Annotated in this window: 12 protein-coding genes; 10 read left to right on the plus strand and 2 right to left on the minus strand. The window is 72.2% G+C overall.

The genetic code is table 11. The annotated features are described in order from the left end of the window. The first annotated feature begins 42 nt into the window (after nt 1-42). Both DRB96_RS34895 and DRB96_RS34900 read left to right on the plus strand, forming a co-directional pair. Entirely contained in the window at nt 43-2877 is a 2835-nt protein-coding gene (locus DRB96_RS34895; protein WP_239517798.1) for a DEAD/DEAH box helicase, read from the plus strand. After that, nucleotides 2874-3680 (plus strand): SWIM zinc finger family protein, encoded by an 807-nt coding sequence (locus DRB96_RS34900; RefSeq protein ID WP_343234653.1) that lies wholly within the window; start codon nt 2874-2876, stop codon nt 3678-3680. The genes DRB96_RS34895 and DRB96_RS34900 overlap by 4 nt, the downstream gene beginning before the upstream one ends. Nucleotides 3681-3735: 55 nt before the next feature. Here the strand turns inward: DRB96_RS34900 and DRB96_RS34905 are convergent, their stop codons facing one another. Then, nucleotides 3736-5154 carry a peptidoglycan recognition protein gene (locus DRB96_RS34905; RefSeq protein WP_112452031.1) on the minus strand — a complete coding sequence of 473 codons (1419 nt, stop codon included), beginning with the start codon at nt 5152-5154 and terminating at the stop codon, nt 3736-3738. 139 nt (nt 5155-5293) lie between these two features. Between DRB96_RS34905 and DRB96_RS34910 the strand changes: the two genes are divergently transcribed. From DRB96_RS34910 to DRB96_RS34925, 4 genes are all read left to right on the plus strand, one after another. Further along, on the plus strand, nt 5294-6043 hold the full coding sequence (locus DRB96_RS34910) for a TIGR03089 family protein (protein ID WP_112452032.1): 750 nt from the start codon (nt 5294-5296) through the stop codon (nt 6041-6043). A gap of 166 nt (nt 6044-6209) precedes the next feature. Further along, nucleotides 6210-7433, plus strand: coding sequence for an LCP family protein (locus DRB96_RS34915; protein ID WP_112452033.1), 1224 nt, complete (start codon nt 6210-6212; stop codon nt 7431-7433). Nucleotides 7434-7655: 222 nt separating this feature from the next. After that, complete coding sequence (locus DRB96_RS34920) at nt 7656-9392, plus strand: LCP family protein (RefSeq protein WP_112452034.1); 1737 nt, start codon at nt 7656-7658, stop codon at nt 9390-9392. Between the two features lie 103 nt (nt 9393-9495). After that, a complete protein-coding gene (locus tag DRB96_RS34925; protein WP_343234654.1) occupies nt 9496-11169 on the plus strand; it encodes an LCP family protein in 1674 nt (557 codons plus the stop codon). A 100-nt stretch (nt 11170-11269) separates the two neighbouring features. On the opposite strand, the gene DRB96_RS34930 is transcribed toward DRB96_RS34925, so the two are convergent. Further along, the gene (locus DRB96_RS34930) at nt 11270-12307 is read right to left on the minus strand and encodes a glycosyltransferase family 2 protein (protein WP_112452036.1); all 1038 of its coding nucleotides are present in this window, start codon (nt 12305-12307) and stop codon (nt 11270-11272) included. 617 nt (nt 12308-12924) lie between these two features. Here DRB96_RS34930 and DRB96_RS34935 point away from each other — a divergent pair. The 4 genes from DRB96_RS34935 to DRB96_RS34950 all read left to right on the plus strand — a co-directional run bounded on the left by DRB96_RS34935 (nt 12925) and on the right by DRB96_RS34950 (nt 15588). After that, nucleotides 12925-13164, plus strand: a complete 240-nt coding sequence (locus tag DRB96_RS34935) for a hypothetical protein (protein WP_112452037.1) — start codon at nt 12925-12927, stop codon at nt 13162-13164. Nucleotides 13165-13343: 179 nt separating this feature from the next. Further along, complete coding sequence (locus tag DRB96_RS34940) at nt 13344-14252, plus strand: STAS domain-containing protein (protein WP_162688962.1); 909 nt, start codon at nt 13344-13346, stop codon at nt 14250-14252. Between the two features lie 187 nt (nt 14253-14439). Then, the gene (locus DRB96_RS34945) at nt 14440-14958 is read left to right on the plus strand and encodes a DUF5133 domain-containing protein (protein WP_112452039.1); all 519 of its coding nucleotides are present in this window, start codon (nt 14440-14442) and stop codon (nt 14956-14958) included. Nucleotides 14959-15132: 174 nt separating this feature from the next. Continuing rightward, nucleotides 15133-15588: a hypothetical protein gene (locus DRB96_RS34950; protein ID WP_112452040.1), complete on the plus strand. Its 456-nt coding sequence runs from the start codon at nt 15133-15135 to the stop codon at nt 15586-15588. Nucleotides 15589-15623 lie beyond the last annotated feature (35 nt).

A 15623-nucleotide genomic window follows, 5' to 3' on the forward strand; every position in this document is an offset into this window, starting at 1 on the left:
CTCGTACGGGAGCAGGGCACGGGCACGAGGAGCGTGCCGCCATTGGCCACACCGGAGTCGGCGGCCTGGGCCCGGAGTCTGCTCGACGACGGCTGGGCGGCGGTCTTCCTGCCCGGCGAGCCCGCCCGCCTCGGCCGGTTGCTGCTCTGGCAGCCCGCCGGGGCAGCCGCCGCCGAGGGCACGGCACCCGCGGGCGTCGAGGCCGAGGCGGCGGAGCTCGTGCTGCCGCACGGCCGCTCGGTCAGACGGCGCAGGGCGGAGGGTTACGCGCTGCCCGTCGCCCTCGCTGTCGCCGCGCTGTCCGGGGCACAGCCACCACATCCATCCGCCGCCGCCTGGCAGGCCGCCGCCCGCTTCGCGCTCCGGCTGCTCGCCGACGGCCGCCTCCACCCGGCCCTCACCCCCGCCGGCTACGACACCTGGCAGGCGGGCCCCTTCACCGCAGCCCAGCGTCGGACGCTGGACGCCCTCGCCGCCGCCTTCCCGCCCCACGGCCACTGCCTGCCGGAGCCGGGTCCTGCCCCGCTGCGGATCGCCGAACCGGCCGCGCTGGTGCGCCGGTTCTGCGACGCGGTCGCCGATGCCCTGGTCCGTACCCCCGCCGCTCCGCTCGCCATGGGAACCCTGCCGTACGCCTGGCGCGAGACGCGTGCCGTGCCCACCCTGCACGAGTGGGCCGAGGAGACCGCCGCCGCGTTCACCGCCGACGTCCGGATCTCGCTGCGGGTCGACGTACCCGAGGGACGCCGCCGGCACTTCCGGGCCGTCCTCCAGCTGCACACCGCTGCGGATCCGGCGCTCGTCGTGGAGGCCGCACAGCTGTGGAGCGAGCCGGCCGAGACCGAGCGCCTGCTCGGCCCGCGCGCCGAAACCGAGACGCTGCTCGCACTGCGCCGCGGCGCCCACGTCTGGCCACCGCTCGACCGGCTGCTGAAGGACGCCGCTCCGGACCAGCTGCGGCTGACCGACGACGAAGCCTTCGACCTGCTGGGCGACGCCACCGACACGCTGCGCGCCGCCGGTGTCGACGTGCACTGGCCGCGCGAGCTCGTCAAGGCACTGACCGCGACCGCGGAGATCGGGCAACGCACCGCGCCCGGCTCCAGCACGGGCGGCATGCTCGACGCCGACACCCTCCTCGACTTCCGCTGGCAGCTCTCGCTCGGCGGAGACCCGCTTACCGAGGCCGAGATGGACGCCCTCGCGGAGACGCGTCGCCCCCTCGTCCGGCTGCGCGACCAGTGGGTGGTCGCCGACCCGAAGCTGGTGGCCCGCGCCCGGCGCCGCCGGATGGAACCGCTCACTCCCATGGAGGCGCTGGGCGCCGCGCTGACCGGCGAAGCGGAGCGGGACGGGGAGACCTTTCGCTGCACGGCGGTCGGTGCGCTCGGCGGCCTCGTCGCCCGTATCCGCGACCCCGAATCCCGCACCCCCGCCCCGCAGCCCTCCGCACTGAAGGCCACGCTGCGCGACTACCAGAAACGGGGCCTCGCCTGGCTGGCCGAGATGTGCGAGCTCGGTCTCGGCGGCTGCCTCGCCGACGACATGGGCCTGGGCAAGACCATCACCCTGCTCGCTCTGCACCTGCACCGCCAGACCGACCCCGCCACCGCGGGCCCCACGCTCGTCGTCTGCCCCGCCTCGCTGCTCGGCAACTGGCAGCGCGAGGCAGCCAGGTTCGCACCGTCCACCCCCGTGCGCCGCTACCACGGCGGCGACCGCCACCTGAAAGACCTCGCCGACGACGAGATCGTCCTGGTCACCTACGGGGTCCTGCGCCGCGACCGGGAGACCCTCGCCGAGAACGCCTGGTCGCTGATCGCCGCCGACGAGGCCCAGCACGTCAAGAACCCCTACGCCGTCACCGCCCGCGAGCTGCGCGCCCTGCCCACCCGCGCCCGCGTCGCCCTCACCGGCACTCCCGTGGAGAACAACCTCTCCGAACTGTGGGCGCTCCTCGACTGGACCACTCCCGGACTCCTCGGACCGCTCACCGCCTTCCGCGACCGCCACGCCCGCGCGATCGAGTCGGGCGAGGACCCGCAGGCCGTCGAACGGCTGTCCCGTCTCGTCCGCCCGTTCCTGCTGCGCCGCAGGAAGTCCGACCCGGGCATCGCCCCCGAACTGCCCGCCAAGACCGAGACCGACCGCGTCGTGCCGCTGACCGCCGAGCAGGCAAGTCTGTACGAGGCGGTGGTCCGCGAAACCATGGCGAAGATCAACGAAGCCGAGGGCATCGCCCGCCGCGGCCTGATCCTGAAGCTCCTCACCGCACTGAAGCAGATCTGCAACCACCCCGCCCAATATTTGAAAGAGCACAGCCTGCGCCAGTCCACACCGCTGCACGGCCGCTCCGGCAAACTGGCGTTGCTCGACGAACTGGTCGACACCATCACCGCCGAAGGCGAGTCGGTGTTGGTCTTCACCCAGTACAAGCAGATGGCGAGCCTGCTGGAGAAGCACCTCGCGGAACGAGGCGTCCCCACCCTCTTCCTACACGGCGGCACCCCCGTCACCGCGCGCGAGGAGATGGTGGACCGCTTCCAGCGCGGCGAGGTGCCGGTGTTCCTGCTCTCCCTGAAGGCCGCGGGCACCGGCCTGAACCTCACCCGTGCCACCCATGTCGTGCACTACGACCGCTGGTGGAACCCGGCGGTTGAGGACCAGGCCACCGACCGCGCCTACCGCATCGGCCAGGATAGACCGGTACAGGTCCACAAACTCATCGCGGAGGGGACCGTGGAGGACAAGGTGGCGAAGCTTCTCGAATCCAAGCGCGCGCTCGCCGACGCCGTGGTCGGCTCCGGTGAGGCGGCTCTGACCGAACTGTCCGACGCCGATCTCGCCGAACTCGTAGCGCTGGGGAGGCAGGAATGAGCCCCTCGATCCCCGGCCCGCGCCGCACGCCCGCCCGCGGCAGGCGTGCCTTCGCCACGACCTGGTGGGGCCAGGCATGGGTGACGGCCCTGGAGGACTCCACCCTGGACTCGGGACGCCTGTCCCGCGGACGCACCTACGCCCGCCAGGGCATGGTAGGCCCGACCGCGATCGCCCCCGGCCAGGTCAAAGCAGCCGTCAGGGGCAGCAGGCCCCGCCCCTACCGCTCCGCCGTCCACCTGCCCGTCCTCACCGACGCCCAGTGGGACACCCTCCTCGACACCATCTCAGCCCGGGCCGGGCATCTCGCCGCACTCCTCGACGGCGATATGCCCGCCGAACTCGTCGACGACGCCCGCCACGCTGGCATCCCCCTGCTCCCGCAGCCCACCGAACTCGACCCCGAATGCTCCTGCCCCGACTGGGGCTACCCCTGCAAACACGCCGCCGCGCTCTGCTACGCCATCGCCTCCACCATCGACGCCGACCCCTTCGTGGTGTTCGCGCTGCGCGGCCGCGGACGGGAGGAGGTCCTCGCCCAGCTGCGCGCCCGCCGTGCGGCCGCCCAAGCGGCCTCCACCCCACCGGCCCCAGCCGGCCTCCCGGCCGTCGGCGCCTATGCGGCCTGGGCTGCCCTGGCCGAACACACTCCACCCCTTCCGGAGCTCCCCGAACCGGCCCTTGTGTATAAGGCACAGTCCCCGAGCTGCGCCCGGACCCGCCCGGGGCCCCGGGGCTCCGCACCCGACCCCCGCGCCTCAATCGCCGGCGGGGCTGGATCTTCCAGCCCCGCCGGCGATTGAGGCGGTCTGTTCAGCCGCGGGGGCGGGGCGGCTCGGGGTGGTGCAGCCGGACAGGCTACGGGCGGCCCTGGAGTTTGGCCGAGCTCGTGCGGGTCGGGGGGAGTGCGCCGTAGAGGAGGCGGCCCGGGCATTCCGTGGCGAAGCCGTCGCGGTGGCCCGAGATGACGTTCAGGCGGACGTTGCTGCCCTTCGCGTAGAGGTTGCCGCCGCCCGAGCGGAGCGTGGTCTTCGCGCGGGGGTCCGCCCCGAAGAGGCCCAGCTTCCAGGCCGTGAGGCGGGCCACCGCGTCGACCGCCGGCTTCGGCGGGGCCGTCGAGGAGAAGGTGCCGATCACCGCCACTCCCATGCTGTCCGTGTTGAAGCCCATGGTGTGCGCGCCGAGCACCGGCTTGGCGACACCGCCCGCCCGGCCCTCGTACACCGTGCCGCACTTGTCGACGGCGAAGTTGTAGCCGATGTCCCGCCAGCCGCTGCTGACCACGTGGTAGCGGTACAGGCTGCGCAGCACCGCCGGGGCGTCCTTGCAGGCGTAGTTGTTGCCGGAGGCGGTGTGGTGGACGAAGGCCGCCTTGACCGTGTTCGTGTAGACGAACGCCTTCTCGCGCAGGCTCTCGTCGGCGCCCCAGCCCTTGCGGGTGACGATCCGCGGGCGCGGGCCGATGTACGGGCTGGCGGCGGCGAGGGTGTCGTCGGCGAGGATCGCGTCGGCGGTGGAGTCGGCCTTGTCGAGCGGGGCGATCTCGTTGGCTCCCAGGGGTGCCATCGGGACGTTGGCGGAGGAGGACTCCGTCATCTCCATCGTCATGCCGGGCAGCAGGGCCGCCTCGCCCTTGTCGTCGGCCGGCTCGGACGTGCCGTTCTTGCCGTCCGCCGCGGCCTGGCCGGAGTCGCCGGGGTCGACGAGTTCGATCCGCAGGCCCTTGGGGAGTCGGCCGCCGCCCGTGCGGCCGCCCTTGTCGCCCTGGTCCGCCTGGTCGGCCTGGACGCGGACCTCGACGCCGTCGGACTCGCCGACCCACAGCGGGGCGGTGCTGCCGCGGACGCGGCCGGAGCCGCGTTCGCTCGTGCCGGGGTCGGCGGCGTGTTCGCCGTTGTGGGTTTCGACGTCCTGCCAGTCGGACCAGGTCGCCGTGGACGCGGAGCGGGTGCGGACCTGGACCCGGCCCTGGAGCTGGGCGCCGGCGTCGTCCCAGACGACGCCGACGAGCGAGAACGTCTCGACCTCGCGCGCGGCCAGGCCCCGGGCCTCGGGAAGCCGGGGCGAGGCACTCATGCCGGGGACGCCCGGGGAGCGGTCCGCCGCGGGTCCCACGGGGACCAGCGGCAGCGACTGGGTGGACCCGGCGGGGGTCACGGGGGCGGCCTCCGCCGTGAGCACGGACGGAGTGGCCAGGGCCGTAGTGGGGAGCGCGAGCGGCAGGGCCAGTGCGGCAGCCGTCGCGACGCCGATCGAGGAAGCAAGGAATGCACGCATGGAAAGGATGCTGGGGAATCCCGGAACCCGGCGCCATCCGAGAACTGACGTGCCGTCCGGTCCGGGGCCGATACCCCTCCCCCGTACGGGGGACCGCGCTGCCGCCGTACGGACGAGGGGCCCGCGTAGGCTCGGGTCCGTGAACGCCACTGACCGCACCCCTGCCGACCTGCTGCGATCCGCGCTCGCCGGCGATCCCGGCCGCCCGCTCGTCACCTTCTACGACGACGCCACGGGCGAGCGCGTCGAATTGTCCGTCGCCACCTTCGCCAATTGGGTGGCCAAGACCGCCAATCTGCTCCAGGGCGACCTGGGCGCCGAGCCCGGCGACCGGCTCGCGCTGCTGCTCCCCGCGCACTGGCAGAGCGCCGTGTGGCTGCTGGCCTGCGCCTCGGTCGGAGTCGTCGCCGAGGTGGGCGGGGACCCGGCCGGCGCCGACCTGGTGGTGAGCGGGCCCGACACCCTGGAGGAGGCCGCGGCGTGCTCCGGCGAGCGGGTCGCGCTCGCGCTGCGGCCGCTGGGCGGGCGCTTCCCGCAGCCGCCGGCCGGGTTCGCGGACTACGCCGTGGAGGTCCCGGGGCAGGGCGACCGGTTCGCGCCCTTCCAGCCCGTGGACGCGGACGGCCCGGGCCTGGCGGTCGGCGGCGAGGAGCTGTCGTACGCCGGGGTCGTGGAGCGGGCCCGCGAGGACGCGGTGAAGCGCGGTCTCGGCGAGGGCTCCCGCACGCTGTCCCGGCTCGGCTACGACGGCTGGGAGGGGCTCTCGGCCGGGCTGTACGCGGCCCTGGCGACCGGCGGCTCCGTGGTGCTGTGCCGCAATGCGGAGGGCCTCTCGGAGCAGGCGCTGGCGCAGCGGATCGAGAGCGAGCGCGTCACCCACACCGCCTGACTCCGCCGTCACCCACACCGCCCCATGCCGGATATAGGCTATTTGTCACCCACATGGCCCTATACAGAGTCGTGCCCCCGGGCCGTCGGGGGCACCCGGGGGCAGGATCGGCAGAGGCCGTACTCACCCGTACGGCCGCCGGTACGGGTGAGGGGACGGAACACGAGTGAGGGACAGCGCGGGCATACCGGGCGGCACCGAAGCGGCCGGAGGCACCCAGAAGCCTCCGAAGGGCCGTCGGCGCCGCCTGCTGCGCTGGATCGGCCTCGGGCTGGTCCTGCTGGTCCTCGCGGGAGCGGGGGCCGGCTGGTGGGTCTACTCCAAGCTCGAGGGGAACATCAGCGAGGACACCTCGGCCGCCGCCGAGCTGCGGCGCTACGACAAGGAGCGCCCGGTCCACCTGGCGGGCGGGGCGCAGAACATCCTGCTGATCGGCTCGGACTCCCGCTCCGGCGCGGGCAACGCCCGCTACGGGCAGGACGAGGGCACGCAGCGCTCGGACACCACGATCCTGCTGCACCTGCCGGCGGACCTCAAGAGTGCGACGGCGGTGTCGATACCCCGGGACCTGATGGCGGAGATACCCGCCTGCCTGCAGCAGGACGGCAGCCGCACCAGGGAGCAGTTCGCCCAGTTCAACTGGGCGTTCGCATGGGGCGGGGCCGCCTGCACGATCCGTACGGTCGAGGCGCTGACCGGGATCCGGGTGGACCACCACATGGTGGTGGACTTCAGCGGCTTCACGAAGATGGTGGACGCCATCGGCGGGGTGGAGGTCTGCCTCAGGCGGCCGGTGGACGACGCGGAGGCCAAGCTGAAGCTGCCGGCCGGCCGGCAGACGCTCCAGGGCGAGCAGGCGCTGGGCTTCGTACGGGCCCGCCACAGCCTGGGCAACGGCAGCGACACCGAGCGGATGGAGCGCCAGCAGGCCTTCCTCGGGTCGCTCGTGAAGAAGGTGCAGAGCAACGGGGTGCTGCTCAATCCGGGGCGGCTGTATCCGCTGCTGGACGCGGCGACCTCCTCGGTGACCACGGACCCGGGGCTGGCCTCCCTGCGGGGGCTGTACGAGCTCGCGCGGAGCGTGCGCGACATCCCGACCGACCAGGTCAAATTCCTCACGGTGCCGCGCCGGCCGTACGCCGCCAACCGGAACCGGGACGAGCTGCGGCAGCCGGACGCGGACCAGCTGTTCCGGCGGCTGCGGGCGGACGAGCCGCTGACGATAGCGCCGCCCGCACCGACGCCCGAGCCCACCCCGCAGAGCGAGCAGGCGGCGCCGGGCGCCGCCGACGACGGAGCGGACGGCGCGCGGCCCCGGGGAACCGCGGACGGCCCCACACCCGTCCCCACCTTTACGGGCACCACGGCGGGCGTGGCCGACTGCCGGTAAAGCAATCCCAAAAGCCGGTGACCGACCCGAGCTTGTTGAGGCGATTGCCCCGTTGTAAGGGCGTGGAATTCATCACCAGCATGGTTTGCGACGAAGCTGTCCGGATAAGGTGAGCGATCCGGCGCCCGGCCAGCACAGAGGCCGCGCGCCAGCAGCCGGATCGTTGACCGTGCGCCCGGGGGAGGCGCGTCGCGAAGCACCGACGGAGGATTCGAGCAAACCGTGGATGCGCAAAGCCGTGGACGGGCCGAGGAAATCGACCCCGCAGACCAGTGGGTGCTCAACCCCCGCACCGGCAACTACGAACTGCGACTGGATCATTCCGTTGCGCAAGCACCGGCGCAGCGTGCCGCGCCCCGTGCCGTGCCGCGCAGGGCTCCGGCCGCTCCGGGATCTCCCGCCGCTCCGGCCCCGGCCGTTCCCGGCCCGCGCCGCGGCGAGGGGCCTCCCGGCGGCCGCCGGGGCGGGCGCTCGCGCAAGGGCGGCGGCGGACGCCGCAAGAAGATCCTGGTCGTGACCGGTGGAACCCTGGCGTTCCTGCTGGTCGGCGGCTCGGTGGCGGCGTACCTCTACTACGACCACCTGAACGGCAACCTCACGGTCACCGATGTCGGCGACGCCGGTACGAGCGGCGGCTTCAAGAAGGACCAGGCGATCAACATCCTGGTCATCGGCACCGACAAGCGCAGCGGCGCCGGCAACGAGGGGTACGGGGACGCGGGCAGCGTCGGCCACGCCGACACCACGATCCTCTTCCACGTCTCGAAGGACCGCTCCAACGCCACGGCGCTGTCCATCCCGCGCGACCTGATCACCAACGTGCCGGCCTGCCCGACCAAGCAGCCGGACGGTTCGACGAAGAACATCGCCGGCGAGCGCGGGGCCCGCTTCAACACCAGCCTCGGACAGGCGGGCCGCGACCCGGGCTGCACGATGCGCACGGTCAAGGAGCTCACCGGGGTCCAGGTCGACCACTTCATGATGGCCGACTTCAACGCGGTGAAGAACCTGAGCACGGCGGTCGGCGGCGTGCCGGTCTGCGTGGAGAAGGCCGTCGACGACAAGGACTCCAAGCTCAAGCTGTCGGCGGGCCAGCACCGGCTGGAGGGCGAGCAGGCGCTGGCCTTCGTCCGGACCCGGCACGCCTTCGGGCAGCGCAGCGACCTCGACCGCATCAAGACCCAGCAGCAGTTCCTGAGTTCGATGATGCGCGAGATGAAGTCGAAGCAGACGCTGACCAGTCCGCAGAAGTTCTTCTCCCTCGCCGAGGCGGCCACCAAGTCGCTGGGCGTGGACTCCGGCATAGGGTCGATCGACAAACTCACCGAGCTCGCGGGCGAGTTGAAGGACATCGACCTCAAGAACATCACCTTCACCACGCTTCCGGTGCTCGACAATCCGGCGGAGCCGGCCAACGAGAAGGCCACCGTGGTGGTCAACCAGACGCAGGCCGAGCCACTGCTGCAGATGATCCGGGGGGACGTCTCCCTCACGGAGGTCGAGCAGAAGGAGCAGGCCGCGAAGGACGCGGCCGACGCCGATGCGAAGGCCAAGCTGGACGCGCTGACGCAGGGCAACCGCGCGGCGGCCAAGGACGTCCGGGTGGACGTCTACAACGGCGGCGGCCCGGCGGGTTCGGCGTCCGGCACCCTGAACTGGCTGCAGAACACCAAGGGCGTGGGGAAGTCCAGCAACCTGGGCAACGCGCCCGCCAAGGTGGAGACCACGCAGCTGGAGTACGCGCCCAACCAGGCCGACCAGGCGCGGGCGCTGATGGACATGATGGGGCTGCCGGCGACGGCGCTGAAGATGGGGACGGCCGACGCCGCGCCGAAGACGCCGATGAAGCTGACGCTCGGCGCGGACTTCAAGGGGGCGGGGGTGTCGCTGACGGCCCCGCAGAAGACGCCCGAGGGCGTGCAGCGGGTCGAGGCGGACAAGGAAGTCTGCGCCAAGTGACGCGCGGGGCCGCCGACCAGGCGCCCACGGTCGCGCGATGGCGTCACGGATCGCGCCCGACCGGCACCATGGGGGACACGAAGTGATCTTGAGGGGGGTACGTGTGAGGCACAGCAGCGTGCAAGGGGAGGGAACGCCGGTCCGGTCCGGCGAGGCGATACCCGGCGACCGCCAGGGCGCGGGAGCCGTCGTGCCCCCGCAGCGGTCGGGCGGCCGCCGGCGCCGCCGCGGCGGTACGAGGCGGCCGGTACGGAGCAGGCGGCGGCGCGTACTGCGCTGGGCCGCCCTCATAGTGGCGCTGCTCATACTCGGGACGGCGGCGGCCGGCTACCTCTACTACCGCCACCTCAACGCCAACATCCGCAGCGGCCAGCGCCTGAGCGGCGACACCGGGGTGGCCAAGACCGAGGCCGACTCCGCCGGCCGACGGCCCATCAACATCCTGATGCTCGGCTCCGACGTCCGCGACGAGGCGAACGCCAAACTCGGCGGGGGCTGGGACAACATAGGCGACCCCGCGCGGGCCGACGTGCAGATGCTGATCCACATATCCGCCGACCGGAAGAACGCCTCGGTCACCTCCGTGCCGCGCGACACCATCGTGGACATCCCGGAGTGCACCGATCCCGAGACGGGCAAGAAGTACAAAGCCACCAAGACGATGATCAACGAGAGCCTCGCGAACGGGGGGCCCGGCTGCACCCTGGCCACCTGGGAGAAGCTGACCAACGTCTACATCGACCACTGGATGATGATCGACTTCGCCGGTGTCGTGAGCATGGCCGACGCGATCGGCGGCGTCGACGTCTGCGTCAACCAGAACGTCTTCGACCAGTCGAAGCCAGGGTCGGGGACGGGCGGTTCCGGCCTCAAGCTGAAGGCGGGCACCACCCGGGTCCAGGGCGAGCAGGCGCTCCAGTGGCTGCGCACCCGGCACGCCTTCGGCAGCGACATGGGCCGGGCCAAGGCGCAGCACATGTACATGAACTCGATGATGCGCGGGCTCAAGGGCCAGAACGCCTTCACCGACATCCCCCGCCTCACGGGCCTGGCGGAGGCGGCGACGAAGGCGCTGAAGGTGTCGGAGGAGATCGGGTCGGTCAAGAAGCTCCTCGACCTCGGCCTCGCGCTCAAGGACGTACCGATCAACCGCATCACGATGGCCACGATCCCAGTGCTGGAAGCCCCCGGGGACAAGGACCGGCTGGTCGTGAACCCCAAGGACTCCGAGAAGATGTGGACGATGCTCCGCAAGGACGTCGCCATGGACTCCAACGGCGATCCGGCCGCCCCGGCCGAGAGCGGCCAGCCCGCCACGGGCGGTTCCCCCTCGGCGCCGGTCCCCGAGCCCTCCAAGGCCCCGGCCGCCGACCCGGCGAAGATCGCCGTACAGGTGGTCAACGGCACGGGCGCCGGGACGGCTCCGGTGCCCAAGCGGGCCACGGCCATCACGGGCCAGCTGGTCTCCAAGGGGTTCGCGCTGGCCAAGGCGGACAGCACGCTCACCCCGGAGAAGAGCACGGTCGTCCGCTACGCCACGGACGCCCAGGCGGCCGACGCGCAGAGCGTGGCGGCGGCCCTCGGGATTCCGGCCGGCTCGGTGCAGAAGGCCGCCGGCGCCGCCAAGATCACCCTCGTGGTCGGCGCGGACTGGCGCGAGGGCAACGCCTACCCGCAGCAGGCGGCGCCCGAAGCGGGCGCGGTCCCGGAGTCGGCCGACGTCCTCAACGGCACGGACACCGGCTGCATGGACATCTACTCGGTCTACCGCTGGTGATCTGAGACCGACGGCGCGGTGCACGTCATGCGAAAGGGGTGACCCGGTCCGCCCGGACCGGGTCACCCCTTTCGCGTACGCGGGGCCGCGCGCCCGGAGCTCAGAGCTCGGCGGGGTCCCGGCGGGCCGACGGACGCCGGCTCGCGATCACCTTGGCGGCGAGCGAGCGCGGACTGGTCAGGAAGCCGAAGCCCCAGCACACGTGCATGGTGGCCAGGGCGACGGGGATCCGCAGCCGGGCCTTCAGCGACAGGCCCTTGCCCGCCGGGACGGATCCTGCGGTGATCGCCACGAGGTAGCCGGCCGGCAGGACGAAGGCCCACGGGGTGACGGCCGCGCCGACGACCACGCCGGCGGCGATCGCGCAGACGGCCGTCGGCGCCGCGAGGTAGCGCAGGTTGATGGAGCCCGAGTGGTAGCGGGCCACCACGTGGCGCCAGCGCCCGTAGTCCTTGTACTGCTTGGCGAGCGCCCGTACGGAGGGCCTCGGGCGGTACTGGACCTTCAGCTCGGGCGAGAACCAGATGAGCCCGCCGGCCTCGCGGATGCGGAAGTTCAGCTCCCAGTCCTGGGCGCGGATGAACTCCACGTTGTAGCCGCCGGCCTTCTCCAGCGCCTCGCGGCGGAACACCCCGAGGTACACGGTGTCGGCGGGGCCGGCCTTGCCGCCGGTGTGGAAGGCGGCGTTGCCGACGCCGATCCGCGAGGTCATCGCGGCCGCGACGGCGTCCTCCCAGGGGTTCTCGCCCTCGGCGTGCATGATGCCGCCGACGTTCTGGGCCCCGGTCTCCTCCAGGAGGCGGACCGCGGTGGCGATGTAGTTCGGGGAGAGCATGCCGTGGCCGTCCACGCGCACCACGATCGGGTGGCGGGAGGCTTCGATGGCCGCGTTGAGGGCGGCGGGCGTGCGGCCGGTGGGATTGGGCACGGTGTGGACCCGGGCGCGGTCGGAGGCTGTCTCGCGGACCAGCTCGGCGGCGATCTCGTCGGTACGGTCCGTGGACGGCCCGAGCGCGATCACCACCTCCATCTCACCCCCGTACTCCTGTCCGAGGATGTGGCGGACCGAGTCGCGCAGATGGCGCTCCTCGTTGAGTACCGGCATGATCACCGAGACTGCGGGCTGCTGGGCGGGCATGTGGTCCTTCAAGGTCGGGTATCGGTGTCACGTTACCGCGTACGGGGGAAACGGGTGCGCGGCGGATGAGCGGTACGGACAGAGGCTGATCGTATGGACCTACTGTTCTGACGAATCAGCCGAATGTGCAATGTCCCCCGACCCGCAGTCCCGCTGCCCCCGCGGAGGTGTCCCCCGTGCCCCCGCCGCCCCTCTCCCCTATACCCACCTTACGCTCCCGACGCTCTACCCCGTGTATATCTCGGTGGTCGCCCTCACCCATGCCTCCTCAGCCCCCACCGTTCTCACGAACCCCCTCTGGCCGTCCGCCCCCACTGGGGAGCATCAGCCGCGTGACGAACTCGTGTCCGGCCCGGTGGGCCGTACCGGCCAGGCAGCACGCATACGGCTGGGTCCCGCCTGGTATTCCGGCGAGTACCGTGACACGCTCGAGGAGAACCAGCCTGGTCTGGTGGGAGACCCCGCGTCGCCGCACGGTCACCTCAGGTGACCGGCGGAGGGTACGGGTGGTCTCGCTCGGCTTTGTACGGCCTCTGCAGCCGTGCGCTTGACGGCCTTCTCCGCCCGAATCCGGGAGCCGACCGTAATGGGCTCCGATCCGAACGGCGGATCAGACCATGCGCCCCGCTCCGAACTTCGACGTCACCATGCACACCGGCCGGGCCGTTGTGGCCGTAGCGGGCGACGTCGACATCGAGACCTGCCCTTCCGCCACCGAGCCCACTGCCGGAATCGACCTGCGCGGGCTGGTTCTCGTCCCGGAGCTGCGCGGCGTACCCGACCAGCCGTCGCGGGTGCTGCAGCCCACCGGCACCCGGGACCTGTTCGCTCTCCACCCTCCATCCGCCTCGCCATGAGCACGCCACCGCCGGCAGCCGCGCACACGGAAGACCAGCGGGGTCGCGAGGAGCACCAGAACCTGCTCGCAGGCGGTGGGACCGGATCACCTTGACACAAGTATGCGATGAGGATTTCCTGTAATCAGTCACGTATGCCTCATCGGGGCATACCTCCTTCGGCTCGGCCGGGAGAACCCATGACTCCCCCCTGCACACCCGTCTCGCCCACGCCGCAGCAGACAGCGGCCCCGGGCCTGTACCTGGGCGTGGACCCCTGCGTCGACGGGGTGATCGTCACCATCCGGGGAGAGATCGACCTCTGCAACTCCCTCCACCTGCGGAGCGTGCTCACGACGGTCCTGTGTTCGTACGAGGGGGCGGTCACGCTGGACATGTCGGCGGTCACGTTCTGCGACTGTTCCGGGCTGAACGAGCTCTTGCGCGCCCGCCACCAAGCTGAGGGCGAAGGCCGGCCGCTGACGATCCGGGCCGCGAGCCGCCGCACCGCCCGCCTGCTCGAGCTCACGGAGACCGCCGCCCTCTTCCGACCCGGCAGCCGGCCTGCCCAGGGCCGTTCCCGTACGGTGTGCCGGCCCGCTGCCGACCAGAACGCGGAGCCGGACACGGGGCGGGCGGGCACACCCACGGACTTCAGAGCGGACCTTCAGCTCATCGGGGACACCCTCCTGGTCACCCTGCACGGGGAACTCGACCTCCTGTGCCGTCCCGACCTCCTGGCGGTGGTCGCTCCGCATACGGTGGCGATCGTCGTAGACCTGCGGGACGTCCCGTTCATGGACCTGAGCGGCCTCCGGTTCCTCGCCGCGCTGGAGCAACGCGCCAACGAGCACGGCGCCGCGCTGCTGACCACCGGATGGCAGCCGGCCCCGCTCCGCCTCACCGACGCCGTCACCCGTGCCCACCGGGCCTTCCCCGTCCTCTCCCGCTACGTACGGCTACGCCGGACGCGGGAACTACGGGCAGTCCTCACCTACCGGGCAGCGCTGCGCAGGGCCATCGGGATCGCCGATGCACAAGGCTGGGAGAAGTCCGCGACAGCCCTGGCCCAAACCTGCGCCTCAATGCGCCCACAGCCGCCGCTGTGAGCCGTTTCGCCGCACGGAAAGGCGCACGTTCGTCAAGGAGACCTCTCCCGGGGCGCTCCGATGTGCCGGGCCCGATCGGAGGTGTCCGCGGCCTGTTCGCACATCGGTGCCCCCTGGCGGGGGAACCCTGCAGCCGCTGCGTGGATTCGCCCCGCTCCTCTTCCACCCGCGCTGAATGGATCCCCCCGTGGCCTCTCCTGCCGACCCGCCCGTTCCCTCCGCGCAGAACTCCGCGACCCCCGTGGCCCGCCCGCCCCTGGTGGCGAAGCCGGTGACGGCGTGGGCGATCGGCATGCTGATGGCGAAGGTTCCCTGCTCGGCCCGCGAGGCCACACAGATCCTGCAGGCCGCTGCCGACATGGCTCACCTCTCAGCGGCCGAGATCGCCGCCGCGGTGGTCTCCGGCGCCCGAGGTGAAGCAGCCCCGGCCCACGTTGAACGGGCGCTGCGCCGCACGGTGCTGGTGGCGCGATCCGCATCGCCCGGGGCGGCCCGGGGAACCGGCCTGCTGCCGAGCCTGACGCGCACCGAAGAAGTGCTCTCGCGCCTCCACGGATGCCGAGCCCGCCTGGCACAGGCCCCAGGCGATCCCGGCGCACTGCGCGCCATGGACGACGCCGCCTACACCCCGTGCGTCCTGCTCGGGCAGCCCCGCCTCCGGCTGGCCATCAGCGCCGCGGAACAACACCTGAGCGACCTGCGGTAAGCGAGGAGGCCCTGTTCACGCCGGGTCGCCGTTGTGGGATGGTGGAGGAGATGGATGGGCTGTGACCGGCGGGCATGAACACGCGCCGCCTACGAACCGTGTTCCGCGAGCAGCGGCCGAGCCGCCTCCCTCCCGTTCTCAGAGCTGGTACCCCGTACGAGGAGGGAACCCGCTGTGAATCCCTACGCGGTACAGGTGCACCTCTACGGGTCCGTGGCTGTGCTGACGCTGTGCGCGGGGAGGGGCTCCGCCGACAACGGGGCCTCTCTGAACAACCTCTTGCGCGCGCTCGAGGCCGTGGAAGGCAGCGCGGGTTCCCTGGTCCTGGACTTGGACCACGCTCCGTACCCGTTCCCCGCGGACGCCCTGGCCGCGGTCGACGCATGGGCGGTCGAGCGGGAGATCACCCTGGTCGTCCTCAGCCCTCCCCGGCGACCCACGGGGATGCCCCGTACCAGCTCCCCCGGTCCGCGGCCGGCTGCCCACCTCGCGAACGGCCGCCCCCGCGGAGCCCCGGACGACGAACCCTCCCTGGCGCGAGAACTGCTCCGGATCCTGGGCATTCGGGCCCTGGTCCACCGAGCCGCGGGTGTCGGGGAGGCCCGCCACGAGGCCCATCCCTGTTCTTGACGCGCCGGGTCAGTGTCGGAAGGCTCCAAGGGGGT

It is taken from the genome of Streptomyces sp. ICC1 (assembly GCF_003287935.1).
Lineage (GTDB): Bacteria > Actinomycetota > Actinomycetes > Streptomycetales > Streptomycetaceae > Streptomyces > Streptomyces tritrimontium.